The organism is Pseudomonas sp. 10S4 (assembly GCF_034344865.1).
In the GTDB taxonomy this organism is placed as follows: Bacteria; Pseudomonadota; Gammaproteobacteria; order Pseudomonadales; family Pseudomonadaceae; genus Aquipseudomonas.
In genome coordinates this window covers 71,944-95,314 of sequence record NZ_CP133774.1, presented here as the reverse complement: position 1 = coordinate 95,314, position 23,371 = coordinate 71,944, and the positions used below count along the sequence as shown (strand labels likewise).

Here is a 23,371-nt window from a genome sequence, read left to right as displayed (position 1 = left end):
ATATCAGGCTCTGGCGATGAAGGGTTGTTGGGGGTTCATCGCCAGCACGCGGGCCGGGTCATTGACCCCGAAAACCCGCAGCAGCCAGCGGTCGCGCCCGTCGTAGCGCGGGGTAAAACCTTCCCTGGCATGCAGGGTTTGCTGGTTCTTGAAGATCAGCATGTCCCCTGGTTGCAGCAGGACGGAGCGTACGACGTCGGGGTGATTGGCGGCGGCTTCAAACAGCTGCAGGGCCAACTTCGCGATGGCGCAGGTGGCGGTGACACTGGCTTTGTTGTAACGGCAAAACAGCTCGCCGGTTGCGCTTTTGTACAGCAGGGGGACGTGTTCCAGCACATTGCCCGGCTTGCCGAAGGACACCGGTCGGCGAATGGCGAACTGCGGTTGTGACAAGGCTGTTTCAACCCAGTCGGGCAACATGGCCAGCACCTCGCTAATGGCAACGATGCGGGTCGGCACATCCAGCTCGCAGCGCAGGCCGGTCAGGCACAGGTACTCCGGACAGGCCGACAACGCTGAGACCGGTTCGCAGGTCAAGGGCAGGTGCGGGTTGTCGACGTGCATGCACAGGTCCATGCGCGATCCATAGGAGCTCTCTTCGGTTTCACGCTGGCGCTTGGGCGACACGTGGCGGAACACCGTGTCGTCGTTTTCACCCTCGTAGGCCACCGGATGGGTTTGCAGGGTCTGCAGCACCGCCAGGATCGCGCCGGCCACTACCCGCAGTTGCTCGATACCCGGCGCCATGTCGTAGGGGGTGGCGGGCAGGTGCGAGTCCAGGGGCAACCCCCTGACGATCATTGCCGCCTCGGGAGCCTTGGGGAAGTTGCGCAAGCGATCGATTTTTTCACCGCACAGGACGCTCTCAAGCAGCTGCCCCAAAGCCGGCATGTGACGGATACCCGAGAGGCTGTCGGTCACGTCCAGGGAGGCCAGGCCGGCGTGTAACGCGTGCCGTTCTTCGAACGAAACATGAATTGTCGGTATCGCCTGTCGGGTTGAGCTCGCTGAGTGACTGCGCTGCCAGTCACGAATGTGTTCACCCCCAGAGGTCGTTGATGTCCCGACCATTTTTTCCATCTTTGCCATGTCCATTTGCTCCTGTTTGCCTACATCCCTGTAAGTTGAGCGCGAAGGTTAACGGAAGGGCCTTTTTTGTGTTGCAATGCCACGTTGCGATAAATGCAATGAGGTGATCAATGGCTCTGGATCAGTTATGGACGCTTGAAGCCTTCGCGACCGTCGCGCGCAAGCGCAGCTTTGTCGCGGCGGCACGCACGCTGGGCCGCTCCCCCAGTGCGTTGACCCGCGCCGTTCAAGGCCTGGAGGACAGTGCCGGGGTCAAGTTGTTTAATCGCTCCTCCAGCGTCGTAAGCTTGACTGAGGCGGGTGAACGCTTGCTGCCCCACGCCTGCAAAATGCTGGAATTGCAACGTGAGGCGGATGAAGACCTGGCCGGTCTGAGCGGCATGGCGAGCGGCTGGGTGCGTTTTTCCGCCCCCGAGTCCCTCGGCCACGGCGTTTTGCCGCAATTGATCGCGCAGTACGCCGAGGATTATCCGGATGTGAACGTCGACGTGATCTTCACCGATGGGACCCTCGACCCGGTCAAGAGCAAGCTGGACTTCTCGATTCGCGGCGCGTTTGCGCAATCCAGTGACCTGATCGGCTATCCACTCTGGAGTTACTCGCGTCATCTGTACGCCAGTCCCGGCTACCTGCAGCGGCGCGGGACGCCTGAGGCCATTGAAGCGCTGGAGACCCACGCGCTGATCCTGCACACGGCGCCGCGCATCCTCAAGGAATGGAATTTCCGCAGTGAGCAGCAGGCCACCAGCGTTCGGGTCCATCCACGGTTTCGTTTCAGCTCGGGCGTGGCGGTGTTGCAGGCCGCCCTGGCGGGCATCGGAATCGCCCGCCTGGCGGACTGGCTGGCGGAGCCCGAAGTGCAAGCGGGGCGCCTGCGCCGGGTCTGCCCCGAGTACCGGCTCACCTCCAGCAACGGTGACAGCCCGCAGATGCACGCGGTGTACCCGGCCGGGAACCTGCCACTGCGGGTGAAGGCACTGCTGGAGGTGATTCGCGGGTTTGGTGCCAGTCTTGAGCGCAAGCATGGACCTTAAACGCAAGCGTGCGGCCAACTCACCTTCAGAGCTCCAGCATTAAGGGCGATGGTGTCCGCGTATTGGGCGCACCCCTTACACTGAATACGCATGACCAAACCACTTGTGAATCTACAAAATGCACTCGAAGCGATTTAGATGTTTTGGAGCAGACCCGAATAGCGGAAATGAAGCTTTGGTCATTTTTGAAGGGGTTTCCTCCGGACGGTCGATAGCTGAGCGTCAAAGTTTTGCAGCCGCGCAGAAGGCTAAGGCTTGCGTGTTTATCAACATAATGGAGGATGGCGTCGGGCCGTGCGTTCTCGATTTTTATTATCCGCATGCCAGAAGTCCGCTCTGTCTGCACGCATCACTGGCGGCCGCGTATTACTTGCACACCCATAATGTCGCTGAATATTCCGGGTCGGTGCTGACATCCATGAATAAACAGTTATTGACCTTTACGCACTCAGGAAATGAGCTGCACATCAGCGTCGAACCTGATCAAGTGAAAATGCCTGTACCCTCTATGGGGGCCGTTGCAAAACTGCTCGGCTGTACTGAATCGGCGATCAAGCCCCCCGCTGCAATAGCGTCAATTGGTAGTCCGAAGTTATTGGTTGAAATGGTCAGTCCAGAGGCGTTGTACGCGTTGCGCCCCCACTGAATGGGATTGTTGAATGGGGGAAGGTGTCAGCCGTGAGCGGCGTTTATGCCTACGCGCACCACGAACTGAATAAGTACGAGGGACGAAATTTCAATCATCTGGATGAGAACATGGAGGATGCTGCAACGGGGGTGGCGGCTGGCGCGCTCAGTTTATTTTTGGCAAGAAACATCATCCTGTCCCAAGGCGTCATGCTGGGCAATCGGTGTCAAATCAGCGCGTCTGATTGTGATGGATTGATCAGTGTTGGGGGCCTGGTTTTCGAAGCATGACAACAGCGTTCGCCTGCGTGGTGAACAAACGCCGGTCTGCATACTCGGGTCGCGGCGGGACATGGTGGACGGATGTAGAGGAACATCTCGAGTATCAGCCTGCTCACCGTGCCGGATGATTTTCTCCGGTCAGAATGCGCTACCCGCGCCAGCCATCAGCGCGACGTGATGGTGCCTTGGCTGATCAAGCAATTCACCGCGCTCTATCCAGATGAAATGAAAAAACCGGCTGAAGGCGATGAAGACACCTGCGACTACACCGACGAAAGTGTCTGGGGTTACTCCAACTGGCACTTCACCGCGAAGGGCTCGTACCTGGGCGCCTACTTCGCCCGTTACCAACGGGGATGCGACTCGCCGGACTGGTCAGTGCTGCCGTACTCGCTGATCAAACAGCACCCCGGCGCGGTAAAACTGGAACTACCCAAGGGTTAATCGTTACTCCAACCCCGGTGCTTCCCGAACAATAAAGTGATCCAGGTTCTCAATACTCGCACTGAACACCCCGAACGTTTGCTCGGGGTTTTTCTTGCTTGGCACCTGCTTCAACTCCGGCGTCACGCCATAGAAGAAACAGAACAACTCCTTCCCGCTCTCGATGGCATGCTTGATCTCTTCCAGAAACGCCTTGCGCTTGCGGTAGTTGTCGATCAGCTTCTTGCTCAAGTAAACATTCACCGAATAAGGCTTCTTCTTCGCCTCGTCCGGCGCTTTGAACCAGACCTTCTGTTCAAAATCGATGCGAAAGCTCTGGGTGTAATCCTTGATCTCCTTGATCTTGCCCCAGTAAATCAGCCCCTTGTTGTCCTGTAGATACTCAACCTTCTTGAAGAACGACCCATAAGGCGCCGTATGCTCGCCAATCTTCAGCGGCATGCGCTTGAGCAACTCCTTATCCTCGAAGTTCGACACAAAACACTCCACCGGATGGGCGAAGACACTGGTCTTGTCCGGCGCCGACTCCCGGCTCGGATGCTCTGCATGACTGTCCGCCGACGTGTTTTTCGGCGCATCCCGCAGCACATCCGCCGCCACCGCCGGGGTCGACGGCTTACGCACATACTCACGCCGAGTCAGCAACAACTCCGACGGAAAATGCTCCTCGCGACTGTCATCCGTGTCCGCACCGTCCACACCCGTAATCTGGGCCTTGAGACTGACATAAGGACAATCCGCCACATGCCGCGTGCTGGGCGTGTTCTTGAAGTGCGGGGTGCGAACGTAATTCACATTCTTGGCGTTGAACGTCGTCAGCACATTTGCCGCATCGAAGGCCGCCCGGCAGGCGTCATTGGGACATTGGAAGTGTTCCTTGGCGGAATCGAACTCCATCGTCTCGTCAAAATTCAAATCCCGCACGTCGTAGATCGACAACTTGTCGTCGAGGCTGAGGCAGTAGGCGAGGTCGAATTTCATGGTGGGCTCGGGTCCTTGAGTGGGGAAGGGTATTAATAGCGGGAGGCGCGGCGGGTTGCACTGACTGTTTTCAAAACACCGCAAAACCTGCGGCAACCCACCAAACCTGTGGGAGCGAGCCTGCTCGCGAATCCCCGCATCAACGCGATCAATCTACCCCGCGCCGACTCCGCAGCAACACACCTTACTGTGGCGAGGGAGCTTGCTCCCGCTGGGCTGCGCAGCAGCCCCAAACCCGGCAAACGCGTTGCATCAGACAGATCGAGTTGTTTGCATGGCGACTGCTTCGCAGCCGAACGGGAGCAAGCTCCCTCGCCACAGATGTTGTTCAGTCCAGCTTCTCACGCTTCAACCGTTCTATCTTCTGATAAAGCGACTCGGTGAATTCGTCTTTGTCGTTGGCATGATGGCAACGCTTATGACAGTTAGGACAAAGGGCGACCGCGTTACTCCGACGATCCGATCCGCGGTCAGCTAAATGCTTTACATGGTGGACCTCAAGAAAGCGAGTGCCATCAGCCTGTTCGAAAGGACCTGGCTGATTGCAACCTTCGCAAATCCCTTTTGCGTTATCCAAAATCCAGGCTTTGATCCGAGGGGAACGAGCGTACGAGGTGGTGGTGACCGTTACCTTTTTGGGCTTCTCTATACCTTCCGGTTCGCCTAGGAGTTTTTTCCTCGAAGCTTTTCAGTTCGACGGTTAAGCGTCTCTTCGTCCGCAGTTGGTAAATAGTCGTCAAGGTCGATCACGCCTCTTGAGGCAAGGATTATTTCTACACGCGCTGCTACCCCTGACCCGATATTTGCCATTAAGGGGTAACTATTAGGCTTGAGGCCTAACTCTACAAACAGGAACGAAAGGTTCTGTAAGCGGAAATCTACGGCTTTGGTGCTGCGATTGATTAATACCCCTTCTTGCAGCATTCGCTGTTCATGCGGTTTGTCGACGGCCTGACCGGCCTCTTCGTGCGCAAGAATTTTTAGATAGGTATCGACCGAAGCTGCTAGCTCCTCGTCAGTCCATCTAGATTGCTTCTTTTCAGTGTCCATACAATCGCCGAGGGTTGAAAACCCTCGGACGATACTGAGTGGCCATTACGACTGTCTACGAAAATTCCTACAGAAAAGACCGACGCGTCGTTCAAGCTATCCTACAAAGACACTGCCGCACTAACCCACCGACTGCTTAGACGACTGAAACACCTCCCAAACCCTCCGCCACCAAGGCTTAACCACCGGCACCCGCCGCCGCGTGCGATTGAGCAATAAATAAGGCATGTCACGCAGCCGAATCCAGCCTTCATCCTGCCAATGCAACAGACTCAATGACATCTCCGGCCAATCCAGCAAACTCAACATCGGCCGATCAGAATTCTTCGACTGCCCCGCATCGCGTAAGGCTGGCACCACTTGATGGGTCAGCCATTCACGCAACAATCGATTTCCTGGCGCGTAGTGATAGACCAGGAGCGCGTACACGCCTGACTCGCTGAGCATCAACCGTTTCTCTGGTTGGCCGTGGTAGTCGATCAGCAACGTATGCCGTTGATCTTCATCCAGTTTACTCACTACACGATCACTCAGATGAAAGCCCATCAAGCGACCCAGATCGCGGGCGCAGAACCATGGCTGGTTTTCCAGTAGGAGGGCGTGGAGGGGGAGGTTGTGGCGGGCGAATACTGTTGGGATGAATGGATCAAGCATGACCGATCTCCGAGACGGAGGGACGGAGTGAAATCGTTATGGGCATTTCCATTACCTCTACGTAGTTTTGGAGAGGGCCAATACCCGACGTAGAGGATTCAAGAAAATCCCAACAAGCACTCGCTCTCAAACAAAAAGTCGCACGTCTGTCTCCGAGACGAGCACGATTCTGTGTGAGTGAGCAGCTTCTACGTTGGGCGTTTCTTAGGCACCTGCGATGGAGCTTAGAGATGCTTTGATTGGGCAGCAACGCGGAAGCGGCTGTAAATGTTGTAGGAGTTTTAGCGTCGTGGCGTAGGGATGAGCAAAGCATATTCATCCGACCCCAAAAAAAGCCCCGATCAGATCGGGGCTCCTTCTTGAGCCTACATAGTTAGCCTTTAGGGGGAACGGATCGTCTCCGTAGGTATTGCGTTCGCGAATTTGTCCGTTCTGTCCGTGGATAAGCATTTCGCTTCCCTGATTTATTGCAATTTCGCGCGCGAGCTCAATAGCTTCTGCCTGGGTGCCGACAACTTTTGTTGCCTTCGAGTTGCCTGCACCTTTAACTGCCCAGTCGTTGCCATGGGGAACGACGTGTTGATTTTTCTTAGACATGATGTGGTTCTCTCTTCAAGTTTATGTCTGAGCGTTAGCAAATAATTTGCCTAGCTTGCCGATTTACTTTGGAAACCAAATTTCGTGCGAAATCCGATCTCCGACGATCAGCCGTTGACACCGCTCAAAGGTCGTCCATAATCACGCCCCGCATTCCCAAATGCTTTCGTGATTGTGGGTTTCCCCGATTACGGCCCGTACGAGTGGGCTTTGTTCACCTGTACGGTCAAGGCCCGCAGCATCCGCTCGAACGGTTGCTGTGGGTTTCTTGTTTTTGCCCCCTCATCTTTTTCGCAATCTCTCGATAGCAGACGTCAAGGCTCTATTCTTAGCTACTGCTAGATGCTCAGTGGTTAACAGTCGTGCGCAGAAACATTGAGTAGGAGCCGCTAATCTCAATGACTGCGGCTCCGCTCTGACTTATTTCTCATTCAAAAAAGTACGATGGGCCAAAAAACCACATCGTTACTTTAGGCAGTGCACTCGGAATCAATCCCAGCTAAGCGCACCACCTGTTTGGTACTCGATTACGCGAGTCTCAAAGAAATTCTTCTCTTTCTTCAAGTCCATAATCTCGCTCATCCAAGGGAACGGGTTCGTAGTCCCCGGATACTCTTCTTTAAGACCGATCTGCGAAAGACGACGGTTAGCAATAAACTTGAGGTAGTCCTCCATCATCGCCGCATTCATCCCCAACACCCCGCGAGGCATGGTGTCGCGAGCGTATTCGATCTCTAGCTGAGTCCCCTGCAGAATCATCTGCGAGGCTTCTTCCTTCATCTCAGCATCCCACAAATGCGGGTTTTCGATTTTGATCTGGTTGATCACGTCGATGCCGAAGTTCAGGTGCATGGATTCGTCGCGCAGGATGTATTGGAACTGCTCGGCGACGCCGGTCATTTTGTTGCGGCGGCCCATGGAGAGGATTTGGGTGAAGCCGCAGTAGAAGAAGATGCCTTCCAGGACGCAGTAGTAGGCGATCAGGTTGCGCAGCAGTTCTTTGTCGGTTTCGACGGTGCCGGTTTCGAACTTCGGATCGGAGATCGAACGGGTGTATTTGAGGCCCCAGGTGGCTTTTTTCGCGACCGATGGGATCTCGTGGTACATGTTGAAGATCTCGCCTTCATCCATGGCCAACGATTCGATGCAGTACTGGTAGGCGTGGGTGTGGATCGCTTCCTCGAAAGCCTGGCGCAGGATGTACTGGCGGCATTCCGGGTTGGTGATCAGGCGGTACACGGCCAGGACCAGGTTGTTGGCAACCAGGGAGTCGGCGGTGGAGAAGAAGCCGAGGTTGCGCATGACGATGCGGCGTTCGTCGTCGGTCAGGCCTTCCGGGTCTTTCCAGAGGGCGATGTCGGCGGTCATGTTGACTTCTTGCGGCATCCAGTGGTTTGCGCAACCGTCCAGATACTTCTGCCAGGCCCAGTCGTACTTGAATGGCACGAGTTGGTTGAGGTCGGCGCGGCAGTTGATCATGCGCTTTTCGTCGACGGCGACACGGGCGGAGGCGCCTTCGAGTTCGGCCAGGCCTTCGGCAACGTCGAGGTTGTCCAGGGCAGCCTTGGCACGGGCGATGGCGGCGGAGTCGGACGCGGTCACGGCACGCGCTTCTTGGGCGGCGACGCCACCGGCGGTGTCGAGGCGGTCCATGTTGGCTTCGGTCGCGTGGCCGGCGTTGGCGCCTTTTACGGCTACTTCGCCCGTGTCTTCTTTGTCGAATTCGTCCCAGCTCAGCATGACGTGTCGTCTCCTGCGTGAGGGCCAGTTGCCCGTGTGATGGTTTTTCACACGGTCGTACTGACCGCGTTGGATCTAAAGGAATCGTTTTTTGCAGCAGCTATACGCAGGCATCAAACAGAATTTTGTACGGAGGATCCGAAGCAGCCGAGGTGCGCAGAAACGTGAACGGCGTCTGCTTGGGCTTCGGACTGACTGTTCATCCCCTGTAAGGGAATATTGCAGGCCCGTTTAAGCCCGCATTATAGGGAAAAAATTGCCTTCGTGGTGCGACCAAGTGGCACTGGGAACGGTCGGCGGGGCGCGTTTTGAGGTTGGAGCGAGGGTTTACAGGGCTTTGGCGGATGAAGTTTTTTTTCGCTTTTTTTGGCTGGTTTTTGACGGTGGAGTCGGGGTGTGGGTGTCGTTGCGGTCTGTTGATGTGCCGCAAGCCAGACAGGGCACGGCTTACAGGGCGATGCAGAGGGTTTTGTGGACGCGATTGTGTGCAGTTTTCAGCTGAAAATGTTTTGATGCGGTTTTGCTCAAAAAACAGCCAAAATCACTACATGTTGTGGTTTTGGTCGATTTTCAACCACTCCAGACACAACTAAGCCCGACCGAAGTCGGGCCCTAATGTCGCGTTCAGCCATCAGCTGAAACGGGCAGCGCCGACGCGATTTGCACCATCAGCGGCAAGCTTGGCCGCGCCAGTGTGGTCGGCACCGTCAGAAGCCAGTTTCGCAGCACCAGTGTGATCAGCACCATCGGAGGCGAAAGACGCCGAACCGGTATGGTCGTAGCCATCGGAAGCGACAGCCGCATCGCTGGTAAAAGCAGCCGAGCCAGTGCGGTCATAACCGTCGGCGGCAAAAGCGCTGCCGGCCAGTACGGAGAGGGTCAGGGCGAGGATCAGTTGGGTTTTCATGGTAGTGGCTCCAGGTTCGTTGGCGTTTTGTGCCTTGGGTGTGGAATTCATACTGCGCCAGTAAATTTGATTAAAAATAGCAGATAATTGCACTAAACAATCGTATCTATCGATGTATACGGTTCGGCGCTTCATCTGCCTTAAGCAGCGGGCAAATGGGTCGAACCGTTAGGGGAGTGCGGGTGATTAGCCGTTAGAGCAGCCGTTACCCATAACGCTGTAACGCAGGATGTGGCGTTGGCCTTTGGAGTCGTCGTATTCCATTTTCATCGGAACAACTTCACACACGTTCGGGACTTCGCTCATGGACACGATGTTGGCGATGTCCAGGTGGGTGGAGTAAGTGTATTCCTCAACTACCACGGGTTTTTGCTGTGCGACATCAGTCGGGATCTCGTCTGCCATGGCGGTTGCGCACAGACTGCTGAGGGCCAGAACTAATAAAGCTTTCATTTCAAATTTACCTTTCTAAAGTCGAGAGGGGTCACGCAATCCTTTTGGGATTGCGTGTGGAACTTCAGTACTTGGTTTTTGATTAACTGCCTTCGTGGGGGCTGCAACTTGGTTAATCAGGTTTGCCTTGTTGGCGAGGCTGATTTTAGGCGTCGGGTTTACATTCATATACCCATGCTTTTGATAAACACCTTTCGCGATTCTCGTAACAATCGCCCTCAAGATCAAAAGATCGCAGGTTTCGCCAGCCCCTACGGGGGATGTGGAGGCCCGGGTTGCGTGGCTTCGAGCGGTTTAACGGGATATTCACAGCATTTTGTAGGGGCTTGTTACTACCATCGTCGAATGGTTCTATAGGCCCGGCCCGGCTACAACAGGGTCATACAAAAACAACTATTCCACCGAGGTAAGAAAGATGAGTGCGGCTTCTCTGTATCCCGTTCGTCCCGAGGTAGCAGCCAATACGCTGACTGACGAGGCGACCTACAAAGCCATGTACCAGCAGTCGGTCGTCAACCCGGACGGCTTCTGGCGCGAACAAGCCAAGCGCCTCGACTGGATCAAGCCTTTCACCACGGTGAAGCAGACGTCCTTTGACGATCACCATGTCGACATCAAATGGTTCGCCGACGGCACGCTGAACGTTTCCTACAACTGCCTCGACCGTCATCTGGCCGAGCGCGGTGATCAAATCGCGATTATCTGGGAAGGGGATGACCCGGCCGAGAGCCGCAACATCACCTACCGCGAGCTGCACGAAGAAGTCTGCAAGTTCGCCAACGCCTTGCGCGGCCAGGATGTGCACCGCGGCGACGTGGTGACTATCTATATGCCGATGATCCCCGAAGCCGTGGTCGCCATGCTGGCCTGCACCCGGATCGGCGCGATTCACTCGGTGGTGTTCGGTGGTTTCTCGCCGGAAGCCCTGGCGGGTCGCATCATCGACTGCAAATCCAAAGTGGTGATCACCGCCGATGAAGGCATTCGTGCCGGCAAGAAGATCCCGCTCAAGTCCAACGTCGACGACGCGCTGACCAACCCGGAAACCAGCAGCATCCAGAAAGTCATTGTGTGCAAGCGCACCGGTGGCAACATCAAGTGGAACCAGCATCGCGACATCTGGTACGAAGACCTGATGAAAGTGGCGGGCACTGTCTGCGCGCCGAAAGAAATGGGCGCTGAAGAAGCGCTGTTCATCCTTTACACCTCGGGTTCGACCGGTAAGCCGAAAGGTGTGCAGCACACCACCGCGGGTTATCTGTTGTACGCGGCGCTGACCCACGAGCGCGTGTTCGACTACCGTCCGGGCGAAGTCTACTGGTGCACCGCCGACGTCGGTTGGGTCACCGGCCACACCTATATTGTCTACGGCCCGCTGGCCAATGGCGCGACCACCCTGCTGTTCGAAGGCGTGCCGAACTACCCGGACATCACCCGGGTGGCGAAGATCGTCGACAAGCACAAGGTCAACATCCTCTACACCGCACCAACCGCCATCCGCGCGATGATGGCCTCGGGCAAGGCGGCTGTTGAAGGCGCCGATGGCAGCAGCCTGCGTCTGTTGGGGTCGGTCGGTGAGCCGATCAACCCCGAGGCGTGGGATGTGGTACTCGCAAGAATGATCGGCCGGTCACCGTTGCCCCTGATCGTGGACACCTGGTGGCAGACCGAGACCGGCGCCACGCTGATGAGCCCGCTGCCGGGTGCGCACGCACTCAAACCGGGTTCAGCGGCTCGACCATTTTTCGGCGTGGTGCCAGCGTTGGTGGACAACCTGGGCAACATCATCGAAGGCGTCGCCGAGGGCAACCTGGTGATTCTCGATTCGTGGCCAGGCCAGGCGCGCACGCTGTATGGCGACCATGACCGCTTCGTCGATACTTACTTTAAGACTTTCCGCGGCATGTATTTCACCGGTGACGGTGCTCGTCGCGACGAAGACGGTTACTACTGGATCACCGGTCGTGTGGATGACGTGCTTAACGTTTCTGGCCACCGGATGGGCACTGCCGAAATCGAAAGCGCGATGGTTGCTCACCCGAAAGTCGCCGAAGCGGCGGTGGTCGGTGTGCCGCATGACATCAAAGGGCAGGGCATCTATGTCTACGTCACCTTGATCGGTGGCGAAGAGCCAAGCGAGCAATTGCGCCTGGAGCTGAAAAACTGGGTGCGTAAGGAGATCGGACCGATTGCTTCGCCGGATGTTATCCAGTGGGCGCCGGGGCTGCCGAAAACCCGTTCGGGCAAGATCATGCGCCGGATTCTGCGCAAGATTGCCACGGCTGAATACGACGGGTTGGGAGATATCTCCACCCTGGCGGATCCGGGCGTGGTGCAGCATTTGATTGATACGCACAAGACCATGAACGTCGCGTAAGCGCGGTTTCTGAGTCGACGAAGCCCTGTCCGGCATTGCGCCGGGTGGGGCTTTTTGTTGACTGATGTTTTTGTGTTGGCAGTACTGGCCTCTTCGCGAGCAAGCCCGCTCCCACATTAAATCTGCGGTGAACACAGAGTGTGTGTCAGACGCAGATCCCCTGTGGGAGCGGGCTTGCTCGCGAAAGCGGTCTGTCAGACACCTGATCAACAACGGCCAATAATTATCGGCCTCACGTGTAGGTGATTTCCCACTGTTACCCCGTCCCAAGAAAGTAACTGAATGTGTAACCGCCCGCCCCGATCCGGGGCATTGGGAAACGCAAAGCCCCGGATCAGGGCCTCTCAACCCCCTCCGAAAAATTAGACATCACGCTGCGCTTGCCGGATTAGAAGGGTTTGCCAATAATAGGCCCGCAATTTGCAGCATAGATCGGTTCACTATCTTTTGCTCTTGCATGAAATTGCGAGGCTGTCAACGTGCCCAAGCGGCATTCTCAGTGCATCTGTAATTTGTTGTCGCATTGAAGAAATATCGGCTTCCGGCCTGTCGTTAGAATGCCGATCACTCGCTCGTCGTTGCTCGCGTTGAAATCAACGTGGGTTTCCAGGACGCAGCACCGCATTCCGGTTTAACCCATTCGCATATTGGGCCTGTGCTCACTCTGCCGTTTTTGCCCTTTACCGATGGAGTCCCAAGATGAAGAAACTTGTGCTGCTTGGCGCCCTGGCACTGTCCGTGCTGTCCCTGCCGACCTTCGCCGATGAAAAACCTCTGAAAATCGGTATCGAAGCTGCTTACCCTCCGTTTGCCTCCAAGGCGCCGGACGGCAGCATTGTTGGTTTTGACTACGACATCGGCAACGCCCTGTGCGAACAGATGCAGGTCAAGTGCGTCTGGGTCGAGCAAGAGTTCGACGGTCTGATCCCGGCACTTAAAGTGCGCAAGATCGACGCGATCCTGTCGTCCATGTCGATCACTGAAGATCGCAAGAAGTCTGTGGACTTCACCAACAAGTACTACAACACCCCGGCTCGCCTGGTCATGAAGGCCGGCACTCAAGTCAGCGAAGGCTTGACTGAGCTCAAGGGTAAGAACATCGGCGTACAACGTGGTTCGATCCATGAGCGTTTCGCCCGCGAAGTCCTGGCCCCGCTGGGTGCCGAGATCAAGCCTTACGGTTCGCAGAACGAAATCTACCTCGACGTAGCTGCCGGCCGCCTCGACGGTACCGTGGCTGACGCAACCCTGCTGGATGACGGCTTCCTGAAAACCGACGCCGGCAAAGGTTTTGCCTTCGTTGGCCCGGCCTTCACCGACGTCAAATACTTCGGCGACGGCGTAGGTATCGCAGTTCGTAAAGGTGACGCACTGAAAGACAAGATCAACGGTGCGATCGCTGCCATTCGCGAGAACGGCAAGTACAAGCAAATCCAGGACAAGTACTTCGCCTTCGATATCTACGGTAAGTAACACGTCCCAGCGACAAGTCCGAAATGGCGCAAGCAACAGGATCTCTGAGGTTTGCGCCATTTTTTCATCCCAACTTTCGAGGACCTGAATCATGTTGAAAGGCTACGGGGCTGTCATCCTCGATGGCGCATGGCTGACGCTTCAGCTCGCCTTGTCGTCCATGGTCTTGGCCATTGTTCTGGGTCTGATCGGCGTTTCGCTGCGTCTGTCCCCGATCCGCTGGCTGGCTTGGCTGGGCGACCTGTATTCCACGGTGATCCGCGGGATTCCCGACCTGGTGCTGATCCTGCTGATTTTCTACGGTGGTCAGGACTTGCTCAACCGCGTCGCACCGATGCTCGGCTTTAACGACTACATCGATCTGAACCCGTTGGCCGCCGGTATCGGCACCCTGGGTTTCATCTTCGGTGCGTACCTGTCCGAAACCTTCCGTGGCGCCTTCATGGCGATCCCCAAAGGTCAGGCAGAAGCCGGCATGGCGTACGGCATGAGCAGTTTTCAGGTGTTCTTCCGGGTGTTGGTGCCGCAGATGATTCGTCTGGCGATTCCAGGTTTCACCAACAACTGGCTGGTATTGACCAAGGCGACCGCGCTGATTTCGGTGGTGGGCCTGCAAGACATGATGTTCAAGGCCAAGCAGGCGGCAGATGCCACCCGCGAGCCTTTCACCTTCTTCCTCGCAGTGGCGGCGATGTACCTGGTGATCACCAGCGTCTCGTTGCTGGCATTGCGTCACCTTGAGAAGCGCTACTCGGTAGGCGTAAGGGCGGCTGATCTATGATCTTCGACTACAACGTCATTTGGGAGGCCCTGCCGCTGTACTTCGGCGGCCTGGTGACCACCCTCAAGTTGCTCGCGCTGTCGCTGTTCTTTGGTCTGTTGGCGGCGTTGCCGCTGGGGCTGATGCGCGTCTCCAAGAACGCAGTCGTCAACATGAGCGCCTGGCTGTTCACCTACGTGATCCGCGGCACGCCGATGCTGGTGCAGCTGTTCTTGATCTACTACGGTTTGGCGCAATTCGAAGCGGTGCGTGAAAGCTTCATGTGGCCGTGGCTGTCCAGCGCAACGTTCTGTGCGTGCCTGGCTTTCGCGATCAACACCAGCGCCTACACCGCTGAAATCATCGCCGGCAGCCTGCGCGCTACGCCGAACGGTGAGATCGAAGCGGCCAAGGCCATGGGCATGTCGCGCTACAAAATGTACAAGCGCATCCTGTTGCCGTCGGCCCTGCGCCGGGCAGCTGCCGCAGTACAGCAACGAAGTGATCATGATGCTGCAGACCACCAGTCTGGCGTCCATCGTGACCCTGATCGACATCACCGGTGCCGCGCGCACGGTCAACGCCCAGTTCTACTTGCCGTTCGAGGCTTACATCACGGCGGGTGTGTTCTACCTGTGCCTGACCTTCATTCTGGTGAAGATCTTCAAACTGGCCGAGCGCCGCTGGCTGGGCTATATGGCCCCGCGGAAGCACTGATATGGAACGCATCGATCATTCATTGCCGTGGAGTCACCTGGGCAGCGAACGCCAGATTTCGGTGTTCCGCTTCGGCCGCGGCGAGCGCAAGGCTTACATTCAGGCCAGCCTGCACGCCGATGAACTGCCGGGGATGCGTACCGCTTGGGAGCTGAAAAAGCGCCTGACCGAACTCGAAGCCCAAGGCTTGTTGAACGGCGTCATTGAACTGGTGCCCGTGGCCAACCCGCTGGGCCTCGGCCAATTGCTGCAAGGCAATCATCAAGGGCGTTTCGAGGCAGGCAGCGGCAAGAACTTCAACCGGGATTTCGTCGAGCTCAGCGCGCCAGTGGCCGCCGGACTGGAAGGGCGCCTGGGGGATGATCCTCACGCCAATATCCGCTTGATTCGCCAGGCCATGAGCGACGCGTTGGCAGCATTGCCACCGGCGGCGAGTCAGCTACAAGGCATGCAGCGCGTCTTGCTCAGCCATGCCTGCACGGCTGACGTGGTGCTGGATTTGCATTGCGATGCCGAAGCGGCGCTGCACATGTACGCGTTGCCGCAACACTGGCCGCAATGGCGTTCGCTCGCCGCACACCTGAATGTGAAAGTGGGCCTGCTGGCGGAAGACTCCGGCGGCAGTTCCTTTGACGAAGCCTGTTCGCTGCCGTGGCTGCGTCTGTCGCGCCACTTTCCGGATGCGCAGATTCCACTGGCGTGCCTGGCGACTACCATTGAACTGGGCGGTCAGGCCGATACCACTCGCGCCGATGCCGTAGCGTACGCCGAAGGCATTCTGGCGTTCCTCGCCGAGCAAGGCCTGATCAGCGGCGAATGGCCGAAACCGGCCCAGGACGCGTGCGAAGGCATGCCGTTCGAAGGCACTGAATTGTTGTTCGCACCGCACCCGGGTGTGGTGAGTTTCCTGCGTAAACCCGGTGAATGGGTTGAAGCTGGCGATGAGATTTTCGAAGTGATCGATCCGTTGGCGGATCGGGTCAGCACGGTGTGTGCTGGTACGTCCGGGGTGCTGTTTGCCATTGAACGGCTGCGTTATGCCCAACCCGGTTTCTGGCTGGCCAAGGTGGCGGGGCGCGAAGCGCTGCGTCACGGGCGCTTGCTCAACGACTGACTGACTGTTTTTGTGAGAACCGACCGCATGTACAAACTTGAAGTCCAAGACCTGCATAAACGCTATGGCAGTCACGAAGTGCTCAAGGGCGTGTCCCTGAAAGCGGCGGCTGGCGATGTGATCAGCATCATCGGCTCCAGTGGCTCCGGCAAAAGTACTTTCCTGCGCTGCATCAACCTGCTTGAGCAGCCACACGCAGGCAGGATTCTGCTCAATAACGAAGAGCTGAAACTGGTCGCCAACAAGGAAGGCGCGCTGAAAGCCGCCGACCCGAAACAGTTGCAACGCATGCGTTCGCGCCTGTCGATGGTGTTCCAGCATTTCAATCTGTGGTCACACATGACCGCGATGGAAAACATCATGGAAGCGCCGGTCCACGTGCTCGGCATGACCAAGGCCGAAGCTCGCGAGAAAGCCGAGCACTACCTGAACAAGGTCGGTGTGGCGCATCGCAAGGACGCTTACCCGGGCCACATGTCGGGCGGCGAACAACAGCGCGTGGCGATTGCCCGTGCGCTGGCGATGGAACCTGAGGTGATGCTGTTCGACGAACCGACCTCGGCCCTCGATCCGGAACTGGTCGGTGACGTGCTGAAAGTCATGCAAGCCCTGGCGCTGGAAGGCCGGACCATGGTGGTGGTGACGCACGAAATGGGCTTTGCCCGTGAAGTGTCGAACCAACTGGTGTTCCTGCACAAAGGTGTCGTCGAAGAGAGCGGCAACCCGCGTGAAGTACTGGTCAATCCACAGTCCGAACGCTTGCAACAATTCCTCTCGGGCAGCCTGAAGTAATCGCTCCCGTTACGCACCAAATTAGGTCATGCTGCGCACCGCGCGCCAGATGGTCTAATTTGGTTGCAGCCGCCTTCGGCCTTTAACACTGTTTTAGTTTCGGATTGCCCGCCATGACTGCCCATCGAATTGGTTTCCTGATTTGGCCCAGCACTAAAGCTCTGACGCTTGCGCTGGCTGAGGAGGCCTTGCGTGTTGCTCAGCGTGTGCATCCAGACGTTGTCTACGAACTGTCGTTCTTGCAGGCCGAACCGCCGACCGAAGGCGCCTGGCAATTGCCCGGTGAGCCCTGGGCCGGCAAGCTCGAAAATTTCCAGAAGTTGTTTTTGCTCGCCGATGAGCCGCCGACCGCACTTGCGCCGGCCCTCAGCAGTTCGCTCAAACAACTGGTGCGTGCCGGTTGTGTGATTGGCGGTTTGTCCGCCGGTGTTTATCCGTTGGCGCAGTTGGGTTTGCTCGACGGTTATCGCGCGGCTGTGCATTGGCGCTGGCAGGACGATTTCGCCGAGCGTTTCCCGAAAGTCATCGCCACCAGTCATTTGTTTGACTGGGATCGCGATCGCTTGACCGCGTGCGGCGGCCTGTCGGTGCTCGATTTGCTGCTGGCCGTATTGGCCCGCGACCACGGCGCCGAACTGGCCGGTGCGGTCTCGGAAGAACTGGTGGTCGAACGCATCCGTGAAGGCGGCGAACGCCAGCGCATTCCACTGCAAAACCGCCTCGGCTCCAGCCATCCGAAGCTCACCCAAGCGGTGTTGCTGATGGAAGCCAACATCGAAGAACCGCTGACCACCGACGAAATCGCCCAACACGTGTGCGTGTCCCGTCGGCAGTTGGAACGGATCTTCAAGCAATACCTCAACCGTGTGCCGAGCCAGTACTACCTGGAGCTGCGCCTGAACAAGGCCCGGCAGATGTTGATGCAAACCAGCAAGTCGATCATCCAGATCGGCCTGTCCTGTGGCTTCTCTTCGGGGCCGCACTTCTCCAGCGCCTATCGCAACTTCTTCGGTGCCACGCCGCGGGAAGATCGCAACCAGCGGCGCAGCAGCAGCCCGTTCGAGTTGTCGTCGGTACCTTCAGAGCGTGGTTGATTTTCGGTTATTGCTCTATCTCTGAGTCGTCTGAATCGGACACCTCCATCTCGGCAGTGTTAAAGATTTCCTCAACGCCAAAATCGGTGCCGTTTTGCCTGAAGTAAGCACGCAACAGTTGCAGGCTTCGCTCAGAAAGCGGATTGCCAAGCAGGTTGATGCTCTCGCCCATTTCCATGGGCAGTTCGAGGATGTCGCTAGGTAGCTCTCGAATGGCGTTATTGCTCAGGTTGGCAATGTCGAGCGCTTCCAGTTTCAACAACCCTGGCGGTAACTCGGTGATGTGCGTGTGGCTCAGGATGAGCGTGGACAAATTTGGCATCTGACTGACATCGGGTGTCAGCAGTAGCGGGTTATTACTCAGGTCCAGAAAGTCCAGGCGTTCCATGCCGGCCAGCGCCGCCACCGTGTCGTCCGTCAGGCTGATTCGGCAGTTGGGCAGCACCAATGCCACCAGCTCACCCAGGTTGAATACCGACGGCGGAATATTGCCCAGGCTGTAGTCGCGAATGGTCAGCCCCTTGAGTTTGGGGAAGCACCTCAGGAATCCATCGGAAACCGACGTCAACCCGCTGTAGCTATGCAGGTAAAGATGGGAAACGTGGCTGAAGTCAGCACTCAGTGTGGGCAACTCGCCGGTGACTATCAGTGACAGGCTGAGCTCATAAGAGGGTTCAAGGGTTTCGTTAAAGTCATCCAGTTCGGTTTCCCGGCGCCAGCCTTGTTCAACGATCCGTTTGAATTCATCCCGAGTGTTGTGCTCGATCAGCAGTTGCTGTGCGCTGAAGGGTTCGCCGCTGAGCGGGTGCAGCGGGGGAATGTTGCCGGTCCACGTCGCGAGGTCGGTGCTCAGGGTGGCGTACTCTGTCTCCAGTCGGCTGAGCTCGATTCGCCCTGCCGCCAGCGTGCCGGGCAGGCTGTACACAAAATCGCTGGCCTGTTCGCGATCCATGCTCGGGTAAAGGGCGGCAATCCGCTCGATATCGCCCAGTTCGGCGTACACGCCCAAGTCTTCACGAGTCTTCTGAAAGTAGGTTTTCACCCGATTTTGCGTGCCGATGGATAAGGGGTTATCAGCGAAATCGAAACCGTTGCCCTTGCTCGCGGGCAACTCGAACAGTTCGGCTGGCAGCTCCACAATCCGGTTGTTCGAGAAAATCCCGGTTTTCAGCTGTGGACGACTGAACAGGCCGGGTGGAAGGCTGGAGATACCGGTCTCGCCCAGGTCTATGTAGTCCAGTTGATTCATGGCCTCGACACTGAATACCCGCCCCAACGGATTCTTGTACAACTCCAGCGTACGCATCCGATTCAAGGACGAAAGCGTTGCCTGAGATTCGGCGGTCAACGCGATCCCGCAATTACTCAGGACCAGTTGATCAAGATTCGGCAATGAGGGCAGGACGTCGGGCAGTGTGGCCAAGGGAATATTGCGCACTTCCATGCGGCGCAAACCGGTGAAGTGGCGCAGGAACTCATGAGTACCGCGTGTCGCCTCGCCACCTTCGAGGGTCAGGTAGGCAATGTGGCTGAAATCCGCCTGAATAGTCGGCAACTCTCCAATGATGGGCCGAGTGAACCTGAACATGTAGCCGCGAGCGCCGGCATCCTGATCGCCGCGTTGAGCGCGGTCTGGCGGCGCCAGCAGCGTTGCAGTTCATCTGCGAGCAGTGCGCGGTTGCGTCGGGAGGCGGTGATCTGGCGGGCGCTGAGTTGGGCGCCGGTTTCCGGGTGATAAGGGGGATTGCACTGCACCAGATACGCAGTTCGTTAATCAGTCGGTTGTATTCGTCGAAGAGCCTCGAAAGTTCTATTCGAGCGCCCGTGGGGTGGCGTTGCAACCCCAGGGTAAAACGCTCCACCTCCTCAAGGGTGAAGGAAGGGTAGAGGTCCCTGACATGGTCTTGCAGTGACGCGGCTGCGGGGGGCGTTGAGGATAGTCCGCGCCGCCGGGCAGGCGCATGAGGTTCGGGTCGTAGTGTGGTTTGCGCAGTGGGGTTAGCGCCAGGAGCTTTTGCAGTTCCTCGTGGTCCAGCGCGTGTTCAGCGATCAATTGTTTGAGCGTCGAGCCTTGCCCTGTCTGCAGATTCATTGCGTTGCGTTCGCTGTCGGGCAATGCCCGCAACAGTGCGTTATAGAGGTCTTCAGCTCCGGACAGTTCTTCTCCGAGATCGTTGTAGGCCTGGTACTCCCCGTCTATGAGCTGGACCAGCACCTTGCGCATGGACGCCTCAGGATTGCCGATCGTATCGATGGTTTTCCCGTTGAATGAAAAACGGTTGACGTCGACTCGAACCTCCCCCGACCAGCCACGCAGGCGCGGTAGCGAGTGCATGACCAGCCGATCGGTGTCGGGGTTGTTCTGCGACGAAAGCTCCAGACCTTCGCGGGCGCGCACGGCGCGGACATGTTGTTGTGCCCAGCGCGCCAGTTCATGGAGTCCTGACGGGACTGTGCCCTGTTCCAGTTGCTGTAGCTCATTTCCGCTGGCGGTGTTCAATAGTTCTTCGGCAACACTGCTCGGCAAGCCTGAAACAGTGTCCATGAGACGTTGGGTCAGTGGGTCGGCCTTGGTTTCCTGCGCCCGATAGCGTGCGTCGAACAATGAGCGTTGCTGTTTGAATGCGATCTGCGCCAGACGGCTTCTAAGGTTCCTGGCTCGTGCTTCGAGCGCCAGCGCAGGTGCGCCGAATGTTTCGTCAAACAGCACTTTTATTTCATCTTCACTCAAGCACAGTAGCGCCGTTTTCAGCACATCGGCGCTGCTGACGGGGACGTCATAGAGGTGTACGCCGTGGGGCAGGCTGTTTGCGCTTTGCCATGTCGTGTGGCCTTCGCTGTCGATCAGGCGCAACGCTTTGTTTTCCGGCCATGGAAAGTGTTCTGTCAGCAGTTGCAATTGGGTCGGTCGATCCGCCGTCTGCCAACGTTGTGAATGCTCACTGCCGATCCGTTCGATAAAGGTCTGGATGTCCTTGTCGATCTTGAAGCGTTTGAGCGTATCGGCCACGAGCGGCGGCAGTGGGGCGTTGTCGACGTGCATCCGGCGTAACGCGTTTTCGTGGTGGCCGCTGATCTTCAGTACTTGCTCGCGTTCGCTGCTGGAGAGCGAATCGGCCAAATACCCCAGGCGCCGCAATAGCGTGTCACGGTCCCAGGTCAGCGGTTTTTCGATCGCTGTGTGCCAGGCCCCGTTGCTATTGTGTTCCAGCAACGGTTTGTAGGCGTCGGGGCGGGTTGGATGGTCAATTTGAAACTGACCGATCCTTGTGTCGTGAGTCACGGCGTAGTGTTTGTTTTCCAGCGCCAGGATGGCGTTTCCCTCGTGGGGGTACAGACCCAGGTTGTTGGGTTTGCTGTCGGTTGCCAGGGAGATGTTCTGCTCGTAGGGTTTGAGGTCGCCGTTCCAGTAACGGGTTCGACCGTCAGCTGATTGCGCGGGAATGAAACGGTCAATGAAATCCACGCATGCCTTGGGCATTACGTTGCGAAACTCTCCCGCAACAAGGGTGCCTCCCGCTGCGAACGCTCCCAGTTGAACCAGCGATTCGATGAACTCCAGGGTGTGTGTGAGGGCTTGCTGTGTCAGGCCTTGCGACCATTCGACGATTGATTCGAAAGCCTCGTCCAGCAGTTGATAAACCATATAAGCCATCATCAACTCGCCCAGAACGGGGACAAACGGCAGTGCAACGAAAGCGGCAATCTGCAGCAGTGTCGAAGCGATGCTGCTGAAGGAATCCCAAAGCTCCCATCGAGCCTTACGGTCGGCACTGGCGGTGGACACGGCAAGCGTGCGCGCATCATTGAGAATCTTGTCGAGTTTTCGTTGATACAGGTGCTCCCACAGATCGCCGGCGATGGGTGTAGCGCAAAACTGCAAATTCATATGCTTGGCGGGCGAATCACGCCAGGAGGGCAGTGGGTCGCCGGAGGCGCGCGGATGCCAGGTGGTTTGCGTCAGACGGCTGTTCAGGTTGGCGAAGAAGTAGCCACGATCGCCATGGGCGACGAAGCGGCTGAAAAAGTGCTGGTAATCGCCCGAGCGTAATTTTTGGCTGAGTTCGATCATGAAGTGTCCGCTGGACGGATATTCCTTGATCGGGTGCTGCGGATCATCAGGTAGGTAGGCGATAACCCTCACTGCACCACGGTGCTGCTCCAGATCCGGGGCGAACAGGATGATGCCGGTTAGCTGCGCGGACATCATCGTCAGGTCATGACACAGCAAGGGTTTGCCATCGAGCAGCATGCCTTGCACGCCGTTCACCAGCCCGGAAATGGACCGGTAGGCGTCTTCCTTTAGCGTGTCTTTCTGAAGGCGCGCCAGCTCCAGCGCCATACGTAGCGCGGCTTTATGGCTTTGCTTGATCTGCGGGCGCAAAACGGCCGCGACTACTGGATTGCTCACGCCAAGGTTGTCTTCGAGCCAGGCCCGATATTGCCCACCGATATCCAGCTCGCGGCATAGCGTCGTGAAGGCGTTGATCGTCAGTTTGTCTTTGATGTAATTCAGGGTTTCGAATTGACCGGCGGGGGATGGCTGGGTGATGAAGGTTGAATCTGTCTCGTGGGCGCCTTCGCCGGTCTCTGACAGTTCGAAGTTGTGCAGGGCGGCATCGAGCAGCGACACCGTCCAGGTCCGGGCGGCCCCCGACTTGACCGGGAACCAGGGGATTGAGGCCGGGATGTAGAGGCGCAAGAACGTGGCGCTCACATCGAGATCCAGGCCGTAGCGTTGCTTTATCGCGTCACGCAGCAAGGGTTCGCCAAAAGCTCGGGCGTCTTGCAGGTGTTCCAGGCGCTCGTCCACGGTGTTCTGGGCCGTCCAGTAGGCGGCATTGAGACGCTTCAGCACGCGGTGTTGGCCGGTCGAGGCGTTACGGAACTCATCTCGCAGAAGCGGCGTGGTTTTTCCCAGCGCAATCCGCCGTTTGGTTGAGGCCTTGAGCAGCCACTGAGGCATATTATTGGCCAGATGTTCGAAATGGCCATCCGGATGGATTGGCCATACCGGTGTCGACGACTGATTGGAAAGATTCACGGGTTTCATCCTTGAATAGGGCGGCACCCAAGGAAACCCGTTTTGACAAAGGCATGTGCGGTACATAGTTACCGCACATTCACCAACGACTTGAAATCTAATGTCGCCCGCGCTGCCGCTAATCCCGTGCATCGGTTTAAAC

The 23,371-nt window shown here is 57.3% G+C and carries 20 protein-coding genes and 2 pseudogenes; 11 read left to right on the top strand and 11 right to left on the bottom strand.

Annotated features, from left to right (window positions below):
* Window positions 1–3 precede the first annotated feature (3 nt).
* Window positions 4–1,089, bottom strand: coding sequence for a TauD/TfdA family dioxygenase (locus tag RHM58_RS00460; RefSeq protein WP_322269389.1), 1,086 nt, complete (start codon window positions 1,087–1,089; stop codon window positions 4–6).
* Between the two features lie 110 nt (window positions 1,090–1,199).
* On the opposite strand from RHM58_RS00460, the gene RHM58_RS00455 reads away from it, so the two are divergent.
* The 4 genes and pseudogenes from RHM58_RS00455 to RHM58_RS00440 all read left to right on the top strand — a co-directional run.
* The gene (locus RHM58_RS00455) at window positions 1,200–2,123 is read left to right on the top strand and encodes a LysR family transcriptional regulator (RefSeq protein WP_322269388.1); all 924 of its coding nucleotides are present in this window, start codon (window positions 1,200–1,202) and stop codon (window positions 2,121–2,123) included.
* Between the two features lie 118 nt (window positions 2,124–2,241).
* The gene (locus RHM58_RS00450; RefSeq protein WP_322269387.1) at window positions 2,242–2,769 is read left to right on the top strand and encodes a PhzF family phenazine biosynthesis protein; all 528 of its coding nucleotides are present in this window, start codon (window positions 2,242–2,244) and stop codon (window positions 2,767–2,769) included.
* 32 nt (window positions 2,770–2,801) lie between these two features.
* Window positions 2,802–3,041, top strand: coding sequence for a hypothetical protein (locus RHM58_RS00445; protein ID WP_322269386.1), 240 nt, complete (start codon window positions 2,802–2,804; stop codon window positions 3,039–3,041).
* A 150-nt stretch (window positions 3,042–3,191) separates the two neighbouring features.
* Window positions 3,192–3,476 (top strand): annotated as a pseudogene (locus RHM58_RS00440) (hypothetical protein); the annotation flags it as partial.
* Between the two features lie 3 nt (window positions 3,477–3,479).
* On the opposite strand, the gene RHM58_RS00435 reads toward RHM58_RS00440, so the two are convergent.
* From RHM58_RS00435 to RHM58_RS00400, 8 genes are all read right to left on the bottom strand, one after another.
* Window positions 3,480–4,457, bottom strand: coding sequence for a hypothetical protein (locus RHM58_RS00435; protein ID WP_322269385.1), 978 nt, complete (start codon window positions 4,455–4,457; stop codon window positions 3,480–3,482).
* 328 nt (window positions 4,458–4,785) lie between these two features.
* Window positions 4,786–5,034: an HNH endonuclease gene (locus RHM58_RS00430; protein ID WP_322269384.1), complete on the bottom strand. Its 249-nt coding sequence runs from the start codon at window positions 5,032–5,034 to the stop codon at window positions 4,786–4,788.
* An 86-nt stretch (window positions 5,035–5,120) separates the two neighbouring features.
* Complete coding sequence (locus tag RHM58_RS00425; protein ID WP_322269383.1) at window positions 5,121–5,507, bottom strand: hypothetical protein; 387 nt, start codon at window positions 5,505–5,507, stop codon at window positions 5,121–5,123.
* Between the two features lie 120 nt (window positions 5,508–5,627).
* Window positions 5,628–6,161, bottom strand: a complete 534-nt coding sequence (locus tag RHM58_RS00420; RefSeq protein WP_322269382.1) for a Bro-N domain-containing protein — start codon at window positions 6,159–6,161, stop codon at window positions 5,628–5,630.
* A 315-nt stretch (window positions 6,162–6,476) separates the two neighbouring features.
* Complete coding sequence (locus RHM58_RS00415) at window positions 6,477–6,758, bottom strand: DUF2188 domain-containing protein (protein WP_322269380.1); 282 nt, start codon at window positions 6,756–6,758, stop codon at window positions 6,477–6,479.
* A 489-nt stretch (window positions 6,759–7,247) separates the two neighbouring features.
* Entirely contained in the window at window positions 7,248–8,498 is a 1,251-nt protein-coding gene (locus RHM58_RS00410; protein ID WP_092279009.1) for a ribonucleotide-diphosphate reductase subunit beta, read from the bottom strand.
* A 631-nt stretch (window positions 8,499–9,129) separates the two neighbouring features.
* On the bottom strand, window positions 9,130–9,405 hold the full coding sequence (locus tag RHM58_RS00405) for a hypothetical protein (protein ID WP_322269379.1): 276 nt from the start codon (window positions 9,403–9,405) through the stop codon (window positions 9,130–9,132).
* A 186-nt stretch (window positions 9,406–9,591) separates the two neighbouring features.
* Window positions 9,592–9,858: a DUF2790 domain-containing protein gene (locus RHM58_RS00400; RefSeq protein ID WP_201256357.1), complete on the bottom strand. Its 267-nt coding sequence runs from the start codon at window positions 9,856–9,858 to the stop codon at window positions 9,592–9,594.
* Window positions 9,859–10,273: 415 nt separating this feature from the next.
* Here RHM58_RS00400 and acs point away from each other — a divergent pair, with 415 nt between their 5' ends.
* The 7 genes and pseudogenes from acs (at window position 10,274) to argR (ending at window position 18,185) form a co-directional block, all read left to right on the top strand.
* Complete coding sequence (acs, locus tag RHM58_RS00395; RefSeq protein ID WP_322269378.1) at window positions 10,274–12,235, top strand: acetate--CoA ligase; 1,962 nt, start codon at window positions 10,274–10,276, stop codon at window positions 12,233–12,235.
* 699 nt (window positions 12,236–12,934) lie between these two features.
* Entirely contained in the window at window positions 12,935–13,708 is a 774-nt protein-coding gene (locus tag RHM58_RS00390; RefSeq protein WP_201193875.1) for an ABC transporter substrate-binding protein, read from the top strand.
* 91 nt (window positions 13,709–13,799) lie between these two features.
* Window positions 13,800–14,489: an ABC transporter permease gene (locus tag RHM58_RS00385; RefSeq protein ID WP_054044772.1), complete on the top strand. Its 690-nt coding sequence runs from the start codon at window positions 13,800–13,802 to the stop codon at window positions 14,487–14,489.
* Window positions 14,486–15,185 (top strand): annotated as a pseudogene (locus RHM58_RS00380) (ABC transporter permease). The gene RHM58_RS00385 and the pseudogene RHM58_RS00380 overlap by 4 nt, the downstream one beginning before the upstream one ends.
* A 1-nt stretch (window position 15,186) precedes the next feature.
* Window positions 15,187–16,299 (top strand): M14 family metallopeptidase, encoded by a 1,113-nt coding sequence (locus RHM58_RS00375; RefSeq protein WP_322269376.1) that lies wholly within the window; start codon window positions 15,187–15,189, stop codon window positions 16,297–16,299.
* A gap of 27 nt (window positions 16,300–16,326) precedes the next feature.
* Window positions 16,327–17,091 carry an ABC transporter ATP-binding protein gene (locus RHM58_RS00370; RefSeq protein ID WP_201205959.1) on the top strand — a complete coding sequence of 255 codons (765 nt, stop codon included), beginning with the start codon at window positions 16,327–16,329 and terminating at the stop codon, window positions 17,089–17,091.
* A gap of 113 nt (window positions 17,092–17,204) precedes the next feature.
* The gene (argR, locus tag RHM58_RS00365) at window positions 17,205–18,185 is read left to right on the top strand and encodes a transcriptional regulator ArgR (protein WP_054044763.1); all 981 of its coding nucleotides are present in this window, start codon (window positions 17,205–17,207) and stop codon (window positions 18,183–18,185) included.
* A gap of 7 nt (window positions 18,186–18,192) precedes the next feature.
* On the opposite strand, the gene RHM58_RS00360 is transcribed toward argR, so the two are convergent.
* Together RHM58_RS00360 and RHM58_RS00355 are read right to left on the bottom strand one after the other, a co-directional pair.
* Complete coding sequence (locus tag RHM58_RS00360; RefSeq protein ID WP_322269373.1) at window positions 18,193–19,773, bottom strand: hypothetical protein; 1,581 nt, start codon at window positions 19,771–19,773, stop codon at window positions 18,193–18,195.
* Window positions 19,774–19,995: 222 nt separating this feature from the next.
* The gene (locus RHM58_RS00355; protein WP_322269372.1) at window positions 19,996–23,229 is read right to left on the bottom strand and encodes a dermonecrotic toxin domain-containing protein; all 3,234 of its coding nucleotides are present in this window, start codon (window positions 23,227–23,229) and stop codon (window positions 19,996–19,998) included.
* Window positions 23,230–23,371: the final 142 nt, after the last annotated feature.

Coding starts and splice junctions, on each gene's coding strand:
- RHM58_RS00415 (WP_322269380.1), bottom strand. CDS start 6,758: ATGTCTAAGAAAAATCAACACGTCGTTCCCCATGGCAACGACTGGGCA.
- acs (WP_322269378.1), top strand. CDS start 10,274: ATGAGTGCGGCTTCTCTGTATCCCGTTCGTCCCGAGGTAGCAGCCAAT.
- RHM58_RS00385 (WP_054044772.1), top strand. CDS start 13,800: ATGTTGAAAGGCTACGGGGCTGTCATCCTCGATGGCGCATGGCTGACG.
- RHM58_RS00360 (WP_322269373.1), bottom strand. CDS start 19,773: ATGTTCAGGTTCACTCGGCCCATCATTGGAGAGTTGCCGACTATTCAG.
- RHM58_RS00405 (WP_322269379.1), bottom strand. CDS start 9,405: ATGAAAACCCAACTGATCCTCGCCCTGACCCTCTCCGTACTGGCCGGC.
- argR (WP_054044763.1), top strand. CDS start 17,205: ATGACTGCCCATCGAATTGGTTTCCTGATTTGGCCCAGCACTAAAGCT.
- RHM58_RS00460 (WP_322269389.1), bottom strand. CDS start 1,089: ATGGCAAAGATGGAAAAAATGGTCGGGACATCAACGACCTCTGGGGGT.
- RHM58_RS00435 (WP_322269385.1), bottom strand. CDS start 4,457: ATGAAATTCGACCTCGCCTACTGCCTCAGCCTCGACGACAAGTTGTCG.
- RHM58_RS00425 (WP_322269383.1), bottom strand. CDS start 5,507: ATGGACACTGAAAAGAAGCAATCTAGATGGACTGACGAGGAGCTAGCA.
- RHM58_RS00455 (WP_322269388.1), top strand. CDS start 1,200: ATGGCTCTGGATCAGTTATGGACGCTTGAAGCCTTCGCGACCGTCGCG.
- RHM58_RS00375 (WP_322269376.1), top strand. CDS start 15,187: ATGGAACGCATCGATCATTCATTGCCGTGGAGTCACCTGGGCAGCGAA.
- RHM58_RS00400 (WP_201256357.1), bottom strand. CDS start 9,858: ATGAAAGCTTTATTAGTTCTGGCCCTCAGCAGTCTGTGCGCAACCGCC.
- RHM58_RS00370 (WP_201205959.1), top strand. CDS start 16,327: ATGTACAAACTTGAAGTCCAAGACCTGCATAAACGCTATGGCAGTCAC.
- RHM58_RS00390 (WP_201193875.1), top strand. CDS start 12,935: ATGAAGAAACTTGTGCTGCTTGGCGCCCTGGCACTGTCCGTGCTGTCC.
- RHM58_RS00420 (WP_322269382.1), bottom strand. CDS start 6,161: ATGCTTGATCCATTCATCCCAACAGTATTCGCCCGCCACAACCTCCCC.
- RHM58_RS00410 (WP_092279009.1), bottom strand. CDS start 8,498: ATGCTGAGCTGGGACGAATTCGACAAAGAAGACACGGGCGAAGTAGCC.
- RHM58_RS00450 (WP_322269387.1), top strand. CDS start 2,242: ATGCACTCGAAGCGATTTAGATGTTTTGGAGCAGACCCGAATAGCGGA.